Origin of the sequence: Arthrobacter sp. RAF14 (assembly GCF_052114185.1) — a bacterium.
In the GTDB taxonomy this organism is placed as follows: Bacteria; Actinomycetota; Actinomycetes; order Actinomycetales; family Micrococcaceae; genus Arthrobacter_E.
In genome coordinates this window covers 1,197,316-1,216,219 of sequence record NZ_JBFREG010000001.1, presented here as the reverse complement: position 1 = coordinate 1,216,219, position 18,904 = coordinate 1,197,316, and the positions used below count along the sequence as shown (strand labels likewise).

The 18,904-nt window shown below is 65.9% G+C and carries 18 protein-coding genes; 3 read left to right on the top strand and 15 right to left on the bottom strand.

The window, feature by feature from the left end; all coding sequences use genetic code 11:
* Positions 1-76: 76 nt before the first annotated feature.
* The 7 genes from AB4Y75_RS05740 to AB4Y75_RS05710 form a co-directional block, all read right to left on the bottom strand.
* The gene (locus AB4Y75_RS05740; RefSeq protein WP_441434887.1) at positions 77-508 is read right to left on the bottom strand and encodes a universal stress protein; all 432 of its coding nucleotides are present in this window, start codon (positions 506-508) and stop codon (positions 77-79) included.
* 207 nt (positions 509-715) lie between these two features.
* Positions 716-3,049, bottom strand: a complete 2,334-nt coding sequence (locus AB4Y75_RS05735; protein ID WP_441434886.1) for a glycoside hydrolase family 65 protein — start codon at positions 3,047-3,049, stop codon at positions 716-718.
* 79 nt (positions 3,050-3,128) lie between these two features.
* A complete protein-coding gene (locus AB4Y75_RS05730) occupies positions 3,129-3,857 on the bottom strand; it encodes an HAD family hydrolase (protein WP_441434885.1) in 729 nt (242 codons plus the stop codon).
* A 10-nt stretch (positions 3,858-3,867) separates the two neighbouring features.
* Positions 3,868-4,899, bottom strand: coding sequence for a LacI family DNA-binding transcriptional regulator (locus AB4Y75_RS05725; RefSeq protein WP_441434884.1), 1,032 nt, complete (start codon positions 4,897-4,899; stop codon positions 3,868-3,870).
* A 251-nt stretch (positions 4,900-5,150) separates the two neighbouring features.
* Entirely contained in the window at positions 5,151-5,429 is a 279-nt protein-coding gene (locus AB4Y75_RS05720; RefSeq protein ID WP_441434883.1) for a hypothetical protein, read from the bottom strand.
* A gap of 473 nt (positions 5,430-5,902) precedes the next feature.
* Positions 5,903-6,553 carry a hypothetical protein gene (locus AB4Y75_RS05715; protein WP_441434882.1) on the bottom strand — a complete coding sequence of 217 codons (651 nt, stop codon included), beginning with the start codon at positions 6,551-6,553 and terminating at the stop codon, positions 5,903-5,905.
* A gap of 9 nt (positions 6,554-6,562) precedes the next feature.
* The gene (locus AB4Y75_RS05710) at positions 6,563-7,468 is read right to left on the bottom strand and encodes an AvrD family protein (RefSeq protein WP_441434881.1); all 906 of its coding nucleotides are present in this window, start codon (positions 7,466-7,468) and stop codon (positions 6,563-6,565) included.
* A gap of 104 nt (positions 7,469-7,572) precedes the next feature.
* On the opposite strand from AB4Y75_RS05710, the gene AB4Y75_RS05705 reads away from it, so the two are divergent.
* Entirely contained in the window at positions 7,573-8,172 is a 600-nt protein-coding gene (locus AB4Y75_RS05705) for a TetR/AcrR family transcriptional regulator C-terminal ligand-binding domain-containing protein (RefSeq protein WP_441434880.1), read from the top strand.
* Between the two features lie 31 nt (positions 8,173-8,203).
* Here AB4Y75_RS05705 and AB4Y75_RS05700 read toward each other — a convergent pair whose 3' ends face one another.
* Positions 8,204-8,761, bottom strand: coding sequence for a hypothetical protein (locus AB4Y75_RS05700; RefSeq protein ID WP_441434879.1), 558 nt, complete (start codon positions 8,759-8,761; stop codon positions 8,204-8,206).
* Here AB4Y75_RS05700 and AB4Y75_RS05695 point away from each other — a divergent pair.
* Positions 8,748-9,194 (top strand): alpha/beta hydrolase fold domain-containing protein, encoded by a 447-nt coding sequence (locus AB4Y75_RS05695; protein WP_441434878.1) that lies wholly within the window; start codon positions 8,748-8,750, stop codon positions 9,192-9,194. The genes AB4Y75_RS05700 and AB4Y75_RS05695 overlap by 14 nt on opposite strands.
* A 144-nt stretch (positions 9,195-9,338) precedes the next feature.
* On the opposite strand, the gene AB4Y75_RS05690 is transcribed toward AB4Y75_RS05695, so the two are convergent.
* The 7 genes from AB4Y75_RS05690 to AB4Y75_RS05660 form a co-directional block, all read right to left on the bottom strand.
* Positions 9,339-10,541 (bottom strand): amidohydrolase family protein, encoded by a 1,203-nt coding sequence (locus tag AB4Y75_RS05690; RefSeq protein ID WP_441434877.1) that lies wholly within the window; start codon positions 10,539-10,541, stop codon positions 9,339-9,341.
* Positions 10,542-10,579: 38 nt separating this feature from the next.
* A complete protein-coding gene (locus AB4Y75_RS05685) occupies positions 10,580-12,205 on the bottom strand; it encodes an ABC transporter permease (protein ID WP_441434876.1) in 1,626 nt (541 codons plus the stop codon).
* Positions 12,202-12,987: an ABC transporter ATP-binding protein gene (locus AB4Y75_RS05680; RefSeq protein ID WP_441434875.1), complete on the bottom strand. Its 786-nt coding sequence runs from the start codon at positions 12,985-12,987 to the stop codon at positions 12,202-12,204. The genes AB4Y75_RS05685 and AB4Y75_RS05680 overlap by 4 nt, the downstream gene beginning before the upstream one ends.
* 28 nt (positions 12,988-13,015) lie before the next feature.
* Positions 13,016-14,059, bottom strand: coding sequence for an ABC transporter substrate-binding protein (locus AB4Y75_RS05675; protein WP_441434874.1), 1,044 nt, complete (start codon positions 14,057-14,059; stop codon positions 13,016-13,018).
* 120 nt (positions 14,060-14,179) lie between these two features.
* Positions 14,180-14,944 (bottom strand): FCD domain-containing protein, encoded by a 765-nt coding sequence (locus AB4Y75_RS05670; protein WP_441434873.1) that lies wholly within the window; start codon positions 14,942-14,944, stop codon positions 14,180-14,182.
* Between the two features lie 852 nt (positions 14,945-15,796).
* Positions 15,797-17,047, bottom strand: a complete 1,251-nt coding sequence (locus AB4Y75_RS05665) for an amidohydrolase family protein (protein ID WP_441434872.1) — start codon at positions 17,045-17,047, stop codon at positions 15,797-15,799.
* A gap of 54 nt (positions 17,048-17,101) precedes the next feature.
* The gene (locus tag AB4Y75_RS05660; RefSeq protein WP_441434871.1) at positions 17,102-18,529 is read right to left on the bottom strand and encodes an MFS transporter; all 1,428 of its coding nucleotides are present in this window, start codon (positions 18,527-18,529) and stop codon (positions 17,102-17,104) included.
* 73 nt (positions 18,530-18,602) lie between these two features.
* On the opposite strand from AB4Y75_RS05660, the gene AB4Y75_RS05655 reads away from it, so the two are divergent.
* Positions 18,603-18,896, top strand: coding sequence for an antibiotic biosynthesis monooxygenase (locus tag AB4Y75_RS05655; protein WP_441434870.1), 294 nt, complete (start codon positions 18,603-18,605; stop codon positions 18,894-18,896).
* Positions 18,897-18,904 lie beyond the last annotated feature (8 nt).

Genomic DNA, 18,904 nt, shown 5'->3' with positions numbered 1-18,904 from the left:
AGGCCCCTGTCCTCGAGGACAGGGGCCTTCTCACGCTGCGCACGCACAGTGCTCGGCCCGGCGGGCCGGGCGCGGACTACTCGGTGGTGTCCGCGATGTAGACGTTGCACTGGGCCTCGTGAGCCACCGAGTTGGCGACGCTGCCGAGGACCCGGGCCAAGCCCTTCATACGGCGGTTGCCCACCACGATCACGCTGGCTTCGTGCTCCTCGGCATGGGCGATGAGTGCCTGCGCCGGGGTGCCGACCACCGAGAAGGACTCGATCTGGACGCCGTCGGCCGGGAGGCTCTCCGCGACCGTGCGGGCGGTCTCGGCGGCCTTCTCCTGGCGGTCGCCGAAGAGGACGGCGCGTTCGTAGTTGGCGCCGTGCAAGGAAGCCTTGTTCCCCTCGTACGCGGTGACCACGTGCAGGGCGGCGCCGAAGCCCTTGGCGAGCCGCAGAGCCTGTTCGGCGGCCCGTGCTGCGGTCTCGGTTCCGTCCACTCCGACGACGATGATCTCCGGCATGCTGGTGCTCCTTCTCAACGATGATTGCCTGCTCAAAACGGTACCGTGCGGAGGCTCCCGGAGCGCGAGGATTTCAGTAACATTCCCTGGATGACGGTCCCAAAGTGACGGAGAAAACACGTGCGAGGGCTGCTCAGTGCAGGCTTCGGCCGGCATCCGTGCCCGGCGGACGGCGACGGCGATCCCCCGCCGTCGCCGTCCGCACGCTCACCCGCCGATCAGCACCGTCGGAAGACTGGCCGTGGCCGGTGATTGGGGGAAGACGCTCGGGGCAGGGGCGGACACCGGATCCAGTGCGACCGTCACCGGCTCCGCACCCACCTGGACCAGCCGGTCCCGCACCTGGACGTCCAGAGGGCCGCCGGAGTCGACGCTCAGGGTGATCCGGCCCGGCGCGAGCCGCACGGACAGCACCGAGCCCCGCATCCTCAGGCGGAACGCGAGCCCTTCCCAGCCTTCGGGCAGACGGGGGTCGAAGAGCGGGTGCTCCCCCTGGTCGCGGAACCCGGCGAAGCCGTTGACGAGCGCAGCCCAGACCCCGCCCGCGGAGGCCGTGTGGACGCCGTCCACCGTGTTGTGGTGCAGATCGTCCAGGTCGATGAACGCCGCCGTCGTGAAGTGCTGCAGCGCCATGTCCTCATAGCCGACCTCGGCCGCCATGATCCCCTGGACGCACGCGGAGAGCGTGGAGTCCCCGGTGGTCAGCGGGTCGTAGAAGTCGAAGGCACGCTGCTTCTCCTCGGCGCTGAAGTCCTGCCACTGCAGGAACATCGCCAGGACCGTGTCCGCCTGCTTGAGCACCTGGTGCCGGTAGATCACCAGCGGATGGAAATGCAGCAGCAGCGGGTACTTGTTCCGCGGGACGTTCCAGTCCCACGGCTCCAGGGTCATGAAGTCGGCGTCCTGGGCGTACACCCGCAGATCGGTGTCGTAGGGCAGCGTCATGCGCTCGGCGGCCTCGGACCAGAGCTGCCGCTCCGTCACTCCGGCGAAATGACCCTCGACGGCGGCCGCTGCCCGCAGATTGAACCGCGCCATGACGTTCGTGTACAGGTTGTTGTTGACCACGGCCGTGTACTCGTCTGGGCCGGTAACGCCGTGGAGATGGAAACGCCCGTCCTTACCGAAGAAGCCCAGGGACGCCCACATGCGGGCGGTCTCGGACAGGATCTCCGCGCCCTCACCGGCGCGGAACTCCTCGTCCCCGGTGGCCCACACGTACCGGGCCGCGGCGAAGGCCACGGCCGCGTTGATGTGGAACTGGGCGGTTCCGGCGGCGTAGTACGCACTGGCCTCCTGGCCGTTGATGGTCCGCCAAGGGAACAGGGCGCCGTCCACACTGAGCTCGGCGGCGCGGGCCCGGGCGGCGGGCAGCATGGAGTGCCGGAAGGCCAGGACCTTCCGGGCGGCGTCCGGGGAGGTGTAGCTGAGGTACGGCATCAGGTACACCTCCTGGTCCCAGAAGTAGTGACCCTCGTAGCCGGAGCCGCTGACGCCCTTGGCCGGGATTCCGGAGACTCCGGCCTGGGAGGTGGCCTGGCCCAGCTGGAAGAGGTTCCACCGCACGGCCTGCTGAAGCTCGGGCTGGCCGGAGAGTTCGATGTCCGCCGTCGACCAGTACCGGGCCCAGTGCTCCGCCGATTCCGCCGCGAGCTCCTCGAACCCGAGGAGTGACTCCTCGGCCCAGGTCATGAGCGCCTCCGGCGCGTCCGGTCCGACGGCGTAGGAGACCCGCTTCTCCAGCACGAACTCCTCGCCCGGGTCGACCGGCAGGACGTACCGGACCGCGCTGCGGTCGGCGTCCGTCTCCGTGGAGAACGGCGGCACGGCGCCGGGCGCCACATGATCGACGGCGACGGCGATGCTCTGACGCGACTCCGCCGTCGTCCAGGCGAGACGCAACGAACCGCGTGCGCCCTCGTGGAGCGCCGGCATGAGCACCCGACCGGCGTGGCGGCCCGAGCGGCGCGGGTCGTGGTCGGAGTGGTCCTCGGCCGGCTGGTCCTGCCGGTTCACCACCTGGGAGGTGGCATCCAGGACGATCCGGCGGTCCGCACTGAGCCGCAGTTCCACGGCCAGGGAACCGCGATGGTTCTGCCCCACCACCCGGCGTTCGGTGGTGGTCACCACCGCACCGGAGGCGCACTGCCACACGATGGTGCACTCGTACAGACCACTGGCGAAATCCAGGGTGCGGCGGTAGTCGAGGACGGGGACGGTCCCGAGGCTCAGTTCCTCACCGTCCACGCGGAGCAGGGTCTCCTGGGCGTCCGGCACGTACAGCATGCGCTGGCCCTGCTTGGCGAAGCCGTAGGCGTTCTCGGCGTGACGGATGTCGAAGGTCTCGTGGAACCCGTTGATGAAGGTTCCCGGGAGCAGCGCGTCGGCGGCGGACGCATGGGCGCCGCGCACACCGAGATGACCGTTGCCGAGGGCGAAGACGGTTTCGAGTGCTCCCTCTGAACCGGCGGCGTGGGAGGTTTCCAGCAAAGCCCAGGGCTGGGCGGGGAATCGGGTGCGGTCTGCGGAGATGAGAGACATGGGGAAGCTTTCAGACGCGGGGGCGGTCAGGTGGTCCGGACACCGGGGGGAAGCGGCCGGGGGTGGTCGTGGGGACGGTTCAGAGCAGTTCGTCGAGATCGGAGACCACCAGCGTGGCTCCGGCGGAGCGCAGAACGTCTTCTCCCGCTCCCCGGTCCACTCCGATCACGGCGCGGAACCCGCCTGCCGCCCCGGCCTCCACACCGGAGACCGCATCCTCCACCACGGTGGCGGCAGACGGCTCCACGCCGAGCAGCTCGGCGGCCCTGAGGAAGGTGGCCGGATGCGGCTTGCCGGGAAGCCCTTCGCAGGCCGCGACGTTGCCGTCCACCACCACGGGGAACAGCTCCGCGAGTCCGGCGGCTTCCAGCACTGCCGGGGCGTTCCGGGAGGACGACACGACGGCGAGCTTCACCCCACGTTCCTGCGCGGCGGCCACGAAACGGGACGAGCCGGGATACGGGGCGATGCCGTCCTCGATGATCTGGGCGAACAGCCGGTTCTTGAGGTTTCCGAGGCCGCGGACGGTGCGCTCGGTGGGCGCGTCATCGTCCTGCCCCTCGGGCAGCGTGAGGCCGCGGGAGGCGAGGAATTCGCGCACTCCGTCGTACCGGGGGCGCCCGTCGATGTGCGCGTAGTAGTCGGCGTCGGTGTAGACCGGCCCGACGCCTTCGACGGCCAGGACGTCCTCGAACAAGGTGCGCCACGCCTGCTCGTGGGCGAGCGCCGTGGGGGTCAGGACGCCGTCGAGGTCGAAGAGCAGCGCCTCGGTGCCGTCCCAGATCGACGTGTTCAGTGATGTGGTCATTGGGGAGTCCTCACGGTTGACGCCGGGGGCGGCGGGTGGTCTTGCGTTCGATCAGAGTGACGGGCAGGCGGTGATCCTGGGGGTCCCCGTCTCCTCCCTGAAGTCTTTCAACGAGCAGGTTCGCGGCGAAGGCCGCCTGATCCGCCACGGGCTGGGCGACGGTCGTCAGGCCCAGGACGGTGCTCATCGGGTGATCGTCGATGGCGATGAGCGAGACATCCTTCGGCGCGGAGAGTCCGTGTTCTCGGAGTGCCTTCAGTGCCCCGAAAGCGGCCTCGTCGCAGGCCGCGAAGACGGCTCCGGGCAAGCCCCGGTTGGCGATCAATTCGGTCATGGCCCGGTACCCGCCTTCGATGCTGGACGGTTCTTTGATGATGCGGTCAGGGTGCACTTCAAGATGCTGGTCCGCCAGGGCCTGCGAGAAACCTCTCAGCCGGTCGCCCGAGGTGCTGACGGTTCCGCGATCGTCCTCGCTCGCCGCCAGGATGGCGAAATCCCCGTGCCCGAGATCCATGAGATGGCTGGTCGCCACCTGGGCCGCCTGCACGTCATCAATCCCTACGGTGTCCCACGGTACGCCGCTCAGTCCCATGCTCGCCACCTCCAGCGGCGAGGCGGCCAGGGCCTCCACCGCGGCGCCGCCGAGGTCGACGCCGAGCAGCAGGACGGCGTCGACGCGCTGAGCCAGAGAATCGAGATCGCCGAAGATCCGGTCGCGGACGTCGGCGCGGCCCCGCAAGCTGATGAGGACCGAGTCCAGCCCGCTGTCCGCGAACACCTCCTCGGCCGCTTCGACGGCGTGGGCGAAGAACCAGGTGGTGGCCGTGGGCACGATGATCGCCACGGAGCCGGTCCTGCCGCCCGCGAGTCGCGCCGCGGCGGACGACGCACGGTAGCCGAGTTTCGCGGCCGCATCCTCGACGCGTCGCTGGGCGTCTTCGGACACGTGGGGAAGGCCGCGCAGAGCCCGCGACACGGTGCAGATGGACAGGCTGGAAAGCACGGCGACATCCCGGATGGTCGCGCGGCTGCGCTCAGTCAAGGAACACGGCCTCAACCCTTTCACGTGGCACTCGATCAGCGCGGTGGAAACTGCGCCGAAAGAGATTGTAAGCGTTTACACTAAACGCTTACAACGCACGGGCGAAGGATGTCGCGAAGAGGGTTCGAGGACATGGCGTGGCTTGCCGGGCCGCCGAACTGGAAGCGGGTTCGGCCCGGTCGGTGAGCTCAGGTGCGTGACCGGCGTCGAACATTCTGCCCGCGTGAATCGAGGTCCCGCACCTCCGAGAGTCAGGGCCTTGACGCCGCTCGTCCCCGTCGTGTGGCTGACACCACCAGAGCGATGCCGCAGACCAGGGCCACGAGCAGGCCGCACAGAAGGAGGAGCTTCTCCACGCCGAACATCCCGGTGACCTGGCCATACAGGGAGTCGGGGATCGTCCCCTCAAGTCCGTCGAGGTGCCCGTAGCGGATCAGGTAGGAACCCAGCCCGAGAGCCGCGAGAAAGAAACCTGCGACACACGCGGCGGCCAGTGCGATCTTCACGGTTTTGCGGGTGCCGTTGTTCATCGATGCCTCCTGGCTGAAGGATACGGGCCACGGATCGGGAGGGGAATGAGCCGTTTCCGGGCAGCGCCCGCGGCGCGAGTCTCTCGGCGCCGACAGGAGGTTTTTGTGGGCTGCTGACCGCTTCGGCTTGACGCTCGTGTCCGGTCAGCAGCCCTCCGAGCACCAACAGCCCGATTCCCAGCGGCGGGAGACGAGAGGCCATCCGTCGCGACGCGAAATCGCTTCCGGAAAACCTGCGCGCCACGGTCCTTGTCGGCCTTGCCCCCCAGAGTCAAAGGCCGACAAGATCTCCTTCAAGCCCCCAATGACCATGAAGGTGATCCCCTGCGCGTTCCTCCCACCGATGAGTTTCCCCCTCAGGTGCTCGCGAGACGCCAACGTCTCGGTGCCTTTACGTTACACCACCTGTCGTAATCGTGGAATGGTGTGACTCACATGACGACGGCGGGTCTCCGACGGCCCACCTCGGCCGATCAGTCGCGCCCCTCGGCGAGTCCACCGCCACCGCCGATGAGCGACATGACCTGACCCACCGTGCTCTCCATGATCTCGGGCAACTCACTCCACCGACCGGTGAACGCGACCAGTTCCTTCGTCCCAAGGCCCGCGGACACGATCAGCCACGCCACCGATTCGGGATCGGCATCCGGGCGAAGGCGGCCCGCGGACTTCGCCCGCTCCAACTGGCCGACCACGAACGCCTTCCACGTCCGGAAGGGGTCGATCCGGCGTTCCGGATAGAGATGCCGTGACTCCTGCGCGATTCTGATGCCCGCCCGGACGATCGGCCGGGAACTGATGTTCACGGCCACCGCGTGAAACGTCGCGCGGAGCACGTCAAGCGGATCACTTGCGACCAGCGCGGCGGTCCGTTGCGCCTCCCGCATGCTGTCGCCTTCCGCAGCCAGGAGCGCGGCGCCGACCTCAGTGACCGAACCGAAGTGGCGATTCACTTCCTCCACCGGCGCGTGCAGGACCCGGGCGACGTCCTCCAGGGTCACCTCCACCAGGGGCGCGTCCACGAGCAACGATGCGGCCGCGGCGAGAATCTCCCGCCGGCGCGCTGCGTCATCCAAATCGGCAGCGTCATCCAAATCAGCTGCGTCATCCAGATCATCGGTCATGCCCACGCCTCAGCCCTCACCGAAGTAGGCCAGATCCGCCACGCCCTCGACGCCGACCGATGCCAAGGACCGGACGCGCACCGTCCGCAGCGGCCGGCCGTTGATCACCACGGTGCCCTGGCGGTCGAGTGTCGTGACGGCGTCGAACGGCCCGGGTGCAATCGGTCCACCGCTTCGCACGGTGATGGTCATCGTCCGCATCCAGAGGTTGCCCACTCGGCTGCGGTCCGTCGATTGGGCCCGGTACACCAAGGCCTGCGCCAGCTGGCCCATCGTGACCAGGAAGTCGACGGCGGACGCGTGCGCGGAGGCGTGCCGGTCCGACGCGCCGACCGCGAGAACGTGCCGTGATCTGAGCTCACGGACCGGCCCATAGAGGCGATCCACCGACGAGGTGATGGAATGGCCCCGATAGTCCAGGTCACTGATCGTCCCAGCGTCCGACGACGGTCTGCTTGCGGCCACGGCGAGCCCCAGGTCGACCTTCATATTGCCCACACGAGCCGCGCACCATTCGAGAGCCCGTCCGTCGAGAGTGCGCCTGCTCATCTCGAGGGTGACCGGGACTTCCGCCAGACGGTCCCACGGCTCGCGCCCGGCCCGGATCCTCACATACGGAACCCAGTACTGGGAGTCCATCCGGCCGTTCGCCAACCAACGGGAGCGGGCCTTGGCAAGTGCCGCCAGGGGGAGCACCAGGGCGTCGACCGAGCTCAGATGAGGTTGGCGCGCAGCCCCGCCCGGCCCTCTCGACCACAGCACCGGATAGGTGACCCGCCCCTCCCAGGACGCCCCTTCGCCGTCGTCGTCCTCCGTGAGCTCATGCTCCACCTGGCGATACCCGCCGCCGAAGTACCGATGTTGCGCGGGCCCGAGCTCCTCTTCGAGGCTCGTTCCGCCAGGCTTCTCCCCCACGATCTCTCCTTCGCCTCGCAGAGTTGCGTTACAGCACCTTCCCTATATTAATTCACCGGATGGAGGTCCGGCCAGTCGCACAGACCGCTTGCTAGACTGGCTGCATGGCAACCAAACGAGGCCGGCCGCTCGACTCCGATGTCAGCGAAGCCCTGCGCCAGGCCGCCGAACGCATCATGCGGAACTCGGGTTACTCAAGCCTCACCGTCGACGGTCTCGTGGCGGAAGTCGGCACCACCCGACCGACGTTTTATCGCAGGTACCGTAACGTCGGTCATCTCGCCTTCGAGGTCATCCAGCATCGCTTCGGCGTGAACGAGATCGAGGACACAGGCGCGCTCAGCACCGACCTGCTCCGGCTCCAGCGCCAGGAGGTCGCCATGTTCGCGGACCCGCTGCTCCGGAACAATCTCCCCGGCCTCCTCGAGACGATCCGGATCGACGAATCGATACTGGACCTCTACCTCACGCAGTTCATCGCGCCTCGGCGTGCGAATGTTCAGGCCGTGCTCGACCGGGCCGTCGCCCGCGGCGAGGTGGAGGCGGCCCAAATCGACCTCGACTGGATCTGCGACCTTCTGCTGAGCCCGCTCCTGACCAAGGCCCTTCTGCCGGTGGGCGCCGGCCTCACGGACGAACTGGCCCGCCGGACCGCCGATCTGGCGTTCCAGCAGGTCACCGAGGGCAGCGTCGCGGTGGCCTGAGGCCGGCTGAAGCCGGCACCTCGTCGGCCGATCAGTCCCGAGTGCTCGGCGGAAGTGCCCCGCGCGCCTCGAAGTAGGACCGAGCGTACTCATCGACCAGTTCGGGACGGGCACGTACCCACCGTTCGACGTAAGTCATCGCTTCCCGTGAACCCCTGCCCGGCTGAAGCTGTATCTTGAGCTCGAGCTTCGTCAGGGTGGAGCCGCCCACCGTGCCGCGGATGAGCAAGGGATGGAATCCGGGAGCGTCGGGAGCATCGGTGACGCGACGGAGATCGATACCTGTGCGGTTCCCGAGGACGTCGGCCGCACGGGGATGGAAGCGGCCCGTCAAGGTGATCGACGTCATGGCCTCCAACGGCAGACGGCGACCCCACACAAGCCGACGGTAGCGGACACCCTGCTCGCTGAAGTATTGCCGCGTGGCGATGGCCGCGACGCCGAGGTAAACGAGGAACAGCCAGATCACGTTGAGACCGAGGCTGATCGCTTCAAGCACCCCGGCCGGGTAATGCCCTCCACCGCCGTCGACACGGTGGCGTTCGGCGTGCGCCAGCACGAACGGGTCGAGATGGATGATGCTGGGCACGGCGCTGTTCTACGCCGTCACCAATGCGGACTTCGACACCGAGTCCTACAAGACCTTCGCGGAAGGGTACTTCCTGGCCCGCGACGGCATGAAGTGGTTCTGGGATCAGTACACCACCGACGAGGCCCAGCGGGCGGAGATCACCGCATCACCCCTGCGGGCCACCGAGGACCAGCTCGCGTTCTTCCCGCCGACCCTGATCATCACGGCCGAAGCCGACGTGCTCCGCGACGAAGGCGAGGCCTTCGCGGCCAAACTCCGCCGCGCCGGCGTCGAAGTCACGGCAGTCCGCTACGGCGGCATCATCCACGACTTCGTCATGGTGAACTCACTCCACGACACCCCGCAATCCAAGGCCGCGGTCGCCCAGGCGGTCGCGCACCTCAAGGAGCGCCTCGACGTCCGGGACGGTAGCGGCGACTCTGCGACGTGATCGGTTGAGTGAGCAGGACCATGAGCCGGAGAAGGCTGCTAAGGACCCACATGTCGCTGTGGGTCCCTAGTGCTTCAGCGGGGCATCATGGTCAGGGTCAAGGCGCTATCGCTGGTTTCGCGGGCACAGATTTCGGTTGGCCGCTCAGCCGGCAGCGGTCACGAGGTGGCCATCGCGGGCCACAACCACGCCCCGCTTGAGCACCAGGGAGCGTGGCACCGGCTGCACCACGACTTCGGCAACGGCTTCTCCGGGGAGCACCACGAGATCCGCAACTTCCCCAGTCACCACTTGTTGAGCTGCGGCGCCGAGTGCCTGGTGACCGAGAGAGGTTGCCAATCGGGCTGCGAGTTCGAGGTCGTCGTCGGTGCGCCAGTAGCTCTTGTAGGACATCATCATCGCCCGCGAAAGGATGTCCCCATCGCCCCACGGGGACCACAGGCTCCGCGAAGAATCGGAGCCGAGGCACATCGCTACGCCAGCCTCGTGCAGGCCCTTGACATCGGGCACGGGAAGCAGTCCGTGGACCCCGATGGAGAAGGCGATGCCCGCGTCCGCGAAGGCGTGGCTGAGCCGTCCGAACTGCTCCGCGCTGGGTTCGGCCAGGGCGAACACGTCGCACATGCTCACGTTGCCTGCCATGCCGAGTGCTTTGGTGCGTTCGGCGACGCGCTCCACGAGCCACACGCCGAGCTCTCCGACTTCGTGGGCGTGGAAGTCGGCGGTCACCTGGTATTTCTCAGCGAGCCCGAAGACGAGGTCGAGTACTTGGGCGGCGTCGCGTTCGACGGCTGCGGGATCCAGACCGCCGATTCCGTCTGCTCCGTCCTTGAGGGCTTGTTCGAGGAGGTCCAGTGTCCCTGGGGTCCGCAGGATGCCGAGCTGAGGGAACGCGATGACGCTGATGTCCGCGAGTGGGGCCAGCTCTTCTTTGAGTTCGAGCATCGCATGAAGACCCTGCAGATCGATGCCCGGGAACACGTCAGCATAGGCGCGGATCGTGGTCGAGCCCGCAGCGATGCTCTTGTGGAGGAAGCGGCGTGCGCGGTCTTTGATTGAGGACTGCGGAAGCTTCCATTGCTCCAACGTGTCTTCGAACATCTGATCCATGGTGATGTCGACGGAATGACGTCGGGCCCAGGGCTCGCCCCACATGCTCTTATCAGCGTGCGAGTGGCCATCGACGAATCCGGGGAGCACGAGTTGACCGGAGAGGTCGATCACCTCATCCGTGCTCGCGGCTTGCGCGGATCCGGCCGGAATGATCTGAGCAATGAACCCATCCTCGATCACGATGTCTGAGGCTTCCGCGCCCTCGATGCGACCGTTGAGGAGTAGTGTGCGCACAGCAGTACCTGCTTTCGTCAAGGAATGAAGGGTGAGCGTCAGCCCAGGCGGGCGGCGATCTTGCGCTCGGCGTACCCGGCGAGCTGGTAGAGGAAAAGTGAGATGAGCAGAACGGCAGCCACGCCGCCCCAGACGAAGTCATAATCCGACATCGTGGCCGCAACGGTCATCGAAGCGCCGAGACCAGTCCCGGTGGCCAGCCACTCGGCAACCATCGCTGCGCCGACTGAGAGCGGAAGCGCAACCTTGATCGATGCGAACAAGGCCGGCAATGCGTACGGGATCAGCAGTTTGCCGACCCTCTGGAACCTCGTCGCACCGGTCACAGTGAAGAGATCCACCGCGCCTCCCGGTGCGCTGCGCATAGCGAGCAGGAGGTTCACCAAGGTGGGAAAGAACGTCATCATCGTGATCAGGACGGTCACCGCAAGGATCCCGCGCCCGAATACCAGTGCCAGCAGCGGCATGGCGGCCACGATCGGCACGGAGCGTAGCACGATCGAGACCGGCATGATGAGCGCTTCGATCGTGCGGAACTCGTGGACGATGACGGCCATGACCACGGACAGCGCCGTTCCGACGAGGAATCCGATGCCCGCGTCGATCGCCGTTTGCCCCAGTGACGCGGCCAGAGCGTCGAGCGCGCTCTGTTGCTGCCCACTTTGGCTGATGATCACAGAGGTGGGGTCCGCGAAGTAATGAATGACGTCGCTGGGACCCCTGGCGACGAGGCCGCCACCGGGGACGATCGCGGCCATTCCCCACCATGCGACTGTCACCACCCCGATCGTTCCGAGCACGGAGAGAACGGTACGCGCTACGGTCAGTGGCCAAGGCAACTTAAGTCCTCGCCGCGTGGCTGCTCGGGCCGCGATCGTGGAATTCGCCTGACCGACCCATGGCATCGTCACACGCACGATCCACGGGATGGCCAGAAACGCGACGGCGGCCAGCGCGGAAGTGACCAGGGCCAGGGCCCAGGCGCGCGGGACGTCGAATGCCCCTTGCGCTTGGATCATCGCCACGCCGAGTCCTTTGCTGCCGCCCATGTACTCACCGATGATCGCTCCGAGGATCGCGCTGGGAGCGGCGATCTGAAGTCCCACGACCAGGCTGGGAATCGCGGCGGGGAGCCGCACCTTCCGGATCGCGGTCCAGCTCGATCCGCCGGCGGCGTGCACCAGGTCCAGCGCACTTTGATCGACGTTACCCAGGCCCAGAATCACGGCGATGAGCGTGGTGAAGACTACGGCCTGAGCGGAGAGAATGATGCCGGGCACGTTATCGGAGAACACGATCACCAGGATCGGCGCGACGGCGATGAGTGGAAGGGCGATCGCTCCGACGGCGATCCGCTCAAGCAGTGCCTGCACCCTGGGAAACGGAAGGGTGAGGAGCGCCAGGATGATCGCGATGCCATTGCCCCATAGATACCCCAGCCCCGCCGTCGTCATGGTCTGCGCGATGTTGGCCGGATAGGAACCGGCATCGGCTCCGATCTGCTGGATGACGGCGAGAGGGGCCGGGACGAGCGGTGTGATCAAGGAGCCGACCTGCCACAGGGCGATCAGCATCAGCACGGAGAACAGCGGCGCAAGCGAGCGAAGACTCGCCCGTGTCCGGCGGCTCCGCCCGACGTCGGAGGTCCCGGGCACGGCGGTCATCGCCCTGCCGCCTCGGCGTGGAAAAGCTTGCGGGACAACCGGTCGCACAGCGCGTGGAATTCTGGATCCTCCAAGATGGCCGCAGTACGGGGCCGTGGTAGATCGATCGGCACGATGTCGATGATGGTCCCGGGCCGCGGGGACATGAGAATGACGGTGTCCGAGAGCAGCACCGCTTCGGCGATTCCGTGCGTGACCAGGACCGTTGTGGTGCCGCGTTCGGACCAGATCCGCTGTAGTTCAAAGTTGAGATTCTGACGGGTCAGGTCATCCAGCGCGCCGAAGGGTTCGTCCAGCAGGAGCAGGTCGGGCGCGGTGACCAGGCTGCGCGCCAGCGACACTCGTTGTCGCATGCCACCGGAGAGCTGGGCGGGGCGGGCGGCGCGAAAGGTCGATAGCCCCACCAGTTCGATGAGGTCCTGGACTGTCTGCTCGTCCTTGATACCGGCAATTTCCAGTGGCAAGCGTACGTTGGCTTCAACCGAGCGCCACGGCAGCAGACCGGCGTCCTGGAATCCGACGCCGATGCGGTGCCGGCGTCGAAGTTCTCGCGGAGAGGTGCCGTGCACCTCAACAGCCCCCGACGTGGGGGCCTCAAGGTCGGCGAGCACCCGAAGCACCGTTGACTTGCCGCACCCCGACGGACCGAGCAAGCCGATGAATTCCCCTCGTCGAGCGGTGTAGGTGAAGTCCGCCAGAGCCTGAACACTGGTCCCGTTGGTGTTGAAGGTCTTACTTAGGCCCTGGATGCGTAAACCTGGGTCGGCGATGTCGTTCTGCATGGAGATCTCCGTGCTCTCGTGGCTCAGTTCAGGATTCGAGCAGTTCGTTGGTGAAGAGGGACTTATCCGCTTTCACACCGATGAGCGCAAGGCTCTCGATCGTCTGTTCGATCAGCTTGTCTGACATGAGGAACAGTTCTGAGCTGTCTCCTCCGCCCACGAAGGGAGCCAGGGCATCCAGGTTGGCCGTCTGGTCCTTGACGTTCAGGCCGACTTCCTTGCCATACAGCTTCACGGTCAGCTCGGCAGCGGCCTTGTGATCGGCGAGCATCTTCGTGGTGCCCTCGCGGGCTGCCTGCAAGAACGCCTTCGCTCGTGCCCGCTTGTCCTTGTCATCGAGGGTCTCCTGGGTGACGAAGAACACCTGCTGCATGCGGTTGAGACCGAAGTCGGCCGTAGGCATGACGTAGGTGTCGATCCCATTGTTCTTCAGCGCAACCGGCTGGTTCGAGGCGAATCCGAGTAGCGCATCGACCTCGCCGACTGCTAGCGGTGCGGGGTCGAACTGCGTGGGCACGAACGTCACCTTGCTCGGATCCACACCGTTGCGCTTCATGAACTCGATCATCAGGTTCTGGCCGCTCAGGGTGGACCCGAGCTTCTTGCCCTCGATGTCCTTCGGGGTCTTGATCGGCTTGTCCGCACGCGAGATCCAGCACTCCGGGCTCTTACGCAATCCGGCGCCCACGATGCGGAGCTTCACCCCATTCTTAATGGCGGAGGCCACATTCTCGGGGATCGATTCCAGGCCCACATCGAGCTTCCCGGTCGCGACCAACGGCACCACTGGCGAGTTGGGCCCGCCGGGCTGGATCGTCACGTCAAGCCCCGCCTTGGAAAAGAACCCTGCATCCTTGGCGATGAAGAGCCCAGAGTATGCGACGTCGGGAATCCAGCCGAGTTTCGTGGTGAACGGAGACAGACCGCCCCCCGAAGCCGAGGGGCCTGCGGACGAGCAGCCCGCCAAGGCCAGAGATGAGGACCCTAGCGCAAGAGCACCGGCACCAAGAGTGCCCAATCGGAGGAATGAGCGGCGGTCCACGGAACGCGAGAAATCTGAAGAGTGTGACATTGCGGTCTCCTAGGGAAATTGGGTACGCCACATGGCATGGGGGGATTGGGAATATGGCTGTGCATACTCCAGAGACCGGGGAGGCGACAGCCGCCCGGGTGGATCCGGATCCTAGATGGACTAGAGCAGGAGCTGGGGTTTTGTCGAAGGGTCCTCCGCGCGCAGTTGCTCGAGAAGGACGTCTCCCCAACCGCTGCGGACGAATGCCTCCGTCTCTCGGATCGTCGAGTCGAGATGCGCTTGCATGGCCCGTTCCGCCCCGTCGGCATCGCGTTCGCTGATGCGGGCGGCAATCACGCGATGGTCGTTCTCCCACTCACCGAGGACACCCTGCCGTAGTCCAATGGTCAGCGTGACGCTCTCGAGGGGATCCAGTCGTTCGCCGAAGAGAGTATTCGCGATGGCCTGGATCTGCTTGTTGTGAGAGGCCTCCCCCACTGCGCTATGAAATCCGAGTCTGTCATGCAGTGTCGGCCCGGTAGGGTCGGCGATCTTCTGCAGTCGTGCGATCTCCTCAGGGGTGGCCCGAAGGGCCGCGGCCCGCGCCGCCTCTCGCTCGATTCCGCGGCGGGTGAGCAGGTGGTCGATGAGGTCCTCGACGCTATGCATTTGCAAGGCTTTTTCGAAATACACCTTGCGGTGACGGTCGCTCTGGAGAACGCCACTCACGCGACGCCCCTCGCCCGTCAAGACGCGACCTTTGCGCCCCAACGACTCTGTGAAACCACGGGAATCCAGACCAGTGAGGAGCCGGTTCACCGTCGACTCGCTGGTATCGAACCCTTCGGCGGCGAGTTCGCGACGGATCAGACGAGAACCCGCCGGAGCCGGCTGGTTCCGTAACACGGAGAGTATGACCTCTTCCACATCGGATAGACCTCTCATGCCTGCTCCCTCGCTCGGTCGACACTCTGAGAATATTCGCCTCCAGTTGGTCTGTCAATAGTGACAGACGTAATCCAGAGCTGACAGATTTCGATTGCAGGCACCCTCGCTACACTTGCCCCCCTCCCCTTGGCCATCGTGCGTGCTCGGAGTTGCCCTTCCTGACTTCCGGACACCCGAAGCCACAGGCTCCACATCATTCCCTGGCCTCACCCGGCGGCGCCCATTTGTCCCTGCGGCCGGCTCCTGTTGCGCAATGTCTCCGATCTTGAGACCGAAACGGTCGCCCCCGAACCGTGACTGGGCGGCCTGGTACCCGCGCACTGAGCGGCATGCAGCCTGCTCCGGCAGGACCGAGTTCGCGCACAGTCCTATCGCATAGTTCCTATTGCTCTTCTCCAGGCGTCCGGGCCTCTAGGTGAGACTAATGTTCAGGCGAGCTCTCCCACCCAGAGCGCAATTGATTTTCCGGACGTCCGAGCCATCCGGGAGAGTGTCCATATTCAGATGCTCCGCTCAGGCGCTGCACAGAAAGGGCAGCCTATGCTGTGGCATCTCCGATGTGGAGTGTTGTCATCCCCTAGTGGCCCTGGCTGCCCCCCCCATTTGCCAGGGCCACACTCAGTTTCATTCATGGAAGTCTGAGGTCCGGACTCCAGGCGTGACTCCGTCCGCCAGTGCCCGATCGCGCAGACAGGGAGGAGGATCCTCACTGTTGCAGGCTACGAGTGCAAGCTCGGCCCTTCAGCGCTTTCGGCAAAGGGCCAGTGCGGCCGCTACACCTTCTGGACAAGCACGGTCTGCCTGCGAGTCGAAAGACCTGAGGTTGCGGGAACGTCCCGGTGCAGCATCTCAGATGGCGGTGTCGTTCCCGTGAGTCGCCACGTCCGTGACGGCTCCTTGATGGATCACGTGGCGGAGGTGGCGCTCGGGTGAGACGAGAACGCTGAGATCCTGCTCAGGGTCGCCGTCCAGGACCAGCAGATCTGCGTAAGTTCCCGGTGCGAGCGTGCCGATCCGTCCCTCCAGCTTGAGGAGCCGTGCAGCCGTGCTGGTGGCGCTCCGGATCACGTCAAGAGGCGGCTGGATGCGCCCGCGAATGGTGAACTCATCGAGCTGGCGGGCCTGCAGGGCGCCGAGCAGGTCGCTTCCATAGACCAGGTTCACACCGGCCCGGTGCGCCTGTTCGAGTGCGTGCATCGCCGCCGCCCGCACTTCTTCGAGCTTCTTCAAGGAGACCTCCGACAGCCCGGAGGCGGAGCCGGCCTCGTACATTGCCTCGTAGGTGATGATCGTCGGAACCAGGAAGGCGTCATTCTCCACCAGCAGGCGAATCGACTCCTCATCGATGAGGTTGCCGTGTTCCACACACCGCACCCCGGCTCGCAGCGCCTGGTTCACCGCGCGAGGGTGATAAGCGTGAACCGTGACGTAGCGGTTGTGGTTTTCGGCCTCGACGACGGCGGCACGGATCTCCTCGGAGGTGTACTGGACCGCGGAGATCTCATCGGACGGGGAAGCCACCCCGCCGGAGACCAGCATTTTGAGGTGGTGCGCGCCCTTGCGGAACTCATCACGGGCGGCGTGCCTGACGGCTTCGACCCCATCGGCGATGCGCCCGAAGTCAGGCTTGTGCTGACAGCACGGCTGGGAATCATCCAGCGGTGCACGGAAGTCGCCATGCCCACCGGTCTGGGACAGCGCTTTGCCGCCGAAGATCAGGCGCGGGCCCACGGCGAGGCCCTCCTCAAGGGCCCGGGCCATGCCGTAGTCGGCGCCGCCGACGTCGCGCACCGTGGTGAATCCTCGGCGGAGCATCTCGCCGGCCGATTGCAGAGCCCGGACCGTGGTGTACCCGGGAGTCCACGTCGCCCGGTCGATCACATCGGTCGATGTCACGGTGAGGTGAACATGGGCGTCAACCAGTCCGGGCATGACCGTACCGCCTCGGGCGTCGATGATGCGGGCGTCGCCCGAGGGTTCCGGCGGGGTCCCGACGCCACCGCCGGCGATTCGCCCATCGACGACGTCGAGCCAGGCTCGTTTCTGCCGTTCCCCTGTCAGAGGTTCGAGGGTATGGGCGTTGATGATGCGGATGCGCATGGTTGATCCTAAAAGTGTCGAAGGAGCGGTGGAGGGCCTGTCCGGCCCAGCGGATCAGGCGTGAACGGGCACGTCTTCGTTGAGGCTCCTCCCGGAGGTGCGTTCACCGAAGATCACGACGATCGCCACGGCCAGGGCGAGGGCCCCGACCAGTACGAAGAAGACATTGGTGAAGCCCAGACCGGCGTAGAGGTAGCCGATGGCGACCGGAGCGGCGATGGCTCCCACCCGGCCGATGGCGGATGCGGTGCCCATGCCCGTGGCACGGATGGCTGTCGGGTAGAGCTCCGCCGTGTAGGTGTAATACACGGCGGCCACACCGTTCGTGAAGGCTCCCAGCATGGCGCAGCCCAGAAGGAGCATCTCGTTCGAATTCGCCACAGCAACGATGATCGCGGCGACTGTCGCACCCGTTGCATAGAGGGCGATGAGCCACTTGCGCTCCATCCGGTCGATCAGGAGACTCGCAACGTAGTATCCGGGAACCTGCGCGATGGCAGTGACCAGCGCGAAGACGAAGGAGCCGGTCAGGGTGAAGCCCTTGGCCGCGACCAGCAGCGCGGGCAGCCAGGTGGTGAAGCCGTAGTTCACCGCGGTCAGAAGGAACCAGAGCGCCCAGATCACTGAAGTGGTGCGCGAAAGAGACCCCTTCCACAGCGCCGGAATCTGAGCGAAGGGGCCCCGCTGCGCCACCACCGGGCGAACGGCGGGCGATTCCCCACTGCCGGCCACTGGGGCGGATCCGGTCTGGCCGCCAGCCCTTTGAACGGGGTCGACGTCGGTTCCGCGCTCCAGGCTCTCAATGACGGCGGTCGCTTCAGCGACACGCCCTTTGGCGAGCAGGTACCGGGGCGATTCCGGGAGCGAGCGGCGCCACCAGAGCAAGGCGAGCACCGGCAAGGCGGTGACGACGGCGGCGATCCTCCAACCGACTTCCGGGTTGGGCGAAATGATGATGGGCGCGAGCACGCCGGCCAGGATGTAGCCGATGGCCAGGAAGCCTACAGTCCGGGACACGAACTTTCCCCGCACTTTGGCAGGAAGGAACTCGGAGATGTAGGGCGCGATGATGACGGTTTCAGCGCCGATGCCCACGCCGGCGAGGGCTCTCCAGATGAACAGTTCGGCGACGGTGTGCGCGGTGCCCATGAGCAGACTGCAGGCGCAGAAGATGAGCAGCGAGGTCATCATCAGACGGCGGCGGCCGAATCGGTCGGCAAGCACACCGGCGAGGAGCGCACCGACCAGGTATCCGAAGAACAGGGAGGAGAGAAGCCATCCCGAAACCGACGAGGGGATCTTCCAGATCACGATCAGCGCGGCAAGGGCATAGCCCATCAGGGCTCCGTCGAAGGAGTCTGAGGTGTAGCCGAGACCTCCCATCACCATGAGTCGGCGATGAGGCTTCCCGGGCTTCAGGTTGTCCAGTCTCGCGAGAAGAGCCGCGTGCTCTGCGGCTGTCGCATCAGGGGAAATGGCCATGGTGAACTCCATATCGTTCAGGCGGATTGATGCAACAGTAGATGCATCGAAAGTGATATGCAACACTTAGAGCATGACAATTGTGACCATCCTCACCCTCCGCCTGGCTCCTTCCCGCACTCCGGATGTCGTCAGCTACTACCAGTCCGCACGCATTCTGGAGTCGTCAGGGGCATCGATCGCGCGGCTCTGCGTCAGCACGGAAGATTCGGGTACCGTGATCGTTATCGCGGAATGGCCAGACAGGGGCGCCTACGAAACATGGCAGGCCTCGCCGGTACGCGGTGCGTTTTCTCAAGGGATCCTGGAGGCCGCGGGCGGTGCAGTGTCATCGACCAGTGAGGTTTTCCAGGTGGCAGAGGCTTGAGATCCGTT

Coding starts and splice junctions, on each gene's coding strand:
- AB4Y75_RS05740 (WP_441434887.1), bottom strand. CDS start 508: ATGCCGGAGATCATCGTCGTCGGAGTGGACGGAACCGAGACCGCAGCA.
- AB4Y75_RS05735 (WP_441434886.1), bottom strand. CDS start 3,049: ATGTCTCTCATCTCCGCAGACCGCACCCGATTCCCCGCCCAGCCCTGG.
- AB4Y75_RS05730 (WP_441434885.1), bottom strand. CDS start 3,857: ATGACCACATCACTGAACACGTCGATCTGGGACGGCACCGAGGCGCTG.
- AB4Y75_RS05720 (WP_441434883.1), bottom strand. CDS start 5,429: ATGAACAACGGCACCCGCAAAACCGTGAAGATCGCACTGGCCGCCGCG.
- AB4Y75_RS05715 (WP_441434882.1), bottom strand. CDS start 6,553: ATGACCGATGATCTGGATGACGCAGCTGATTTGGATGACGCTGCCGAT.
- AB4Y75_RS05705 (WP_441434880.1), top strand. CDS start 7,573: ATGGCAACCAAACGAGGCCGGCCGCTCGACTCCGATGTCAGCGAAGCC.
- AB4Y75_RS05695 (WP_441434878.1), top strand. CDS start 8,748: ATGATGCTGGGCACGGCGCTGTTCTACGCCGTCACCAATGCGGACTTC.
- AB4Y75_RS05685 (WP_441434876.1), bottom strand. CDS start 12,205: ATGACCGCCGTGCCCGGGACCTCCGACGTCGGGCGGAGCCGCCGGACA.
- AB4Y75_RS05680 (WP_441434875.1), bottom strand. CDS start 12,987: ATGCAGAACGACATCGCCGACCCAGGTTTACGCATCCAGGGCCTAAGT.
- AB4Y75_RS05675 (WP_441434874.1), bottom strand. CDS start 14,059: ATGTCACACTCTTCAGATTTCTCGCGTTCCGTGGACCGCCGCTCATTC.
- AB4Y75_RS05670 (WP_441434873.1), bottom strand. CDS start 14,944: ATGAGAGGTCTATCCGATGTGGAAGAGGTCATACTCTCCGTGTTACGG.
- AB4Y75_RS05665 (WP_441434872.1), bottom strand. CDS start 17,047: ATGCGCATCCGCATCATCAACGCCCATACCCTCGAACCTCTGACAGGG.
- AB4Y75_RS05660 (WP_441434871.1), bottom strand. CDS start 18,529: ATGGCCATTTCCCCTGATGCGACAGCCGCAGAGCACGCGGCTCTTCTC.
- AB4Y75_RS05655 (WP_441434870.1), top strand. CDS start 18,603: ATGACAATTGTGACCATCCTCACCCTCCGCCTGGCTCCTTCCCGCACT.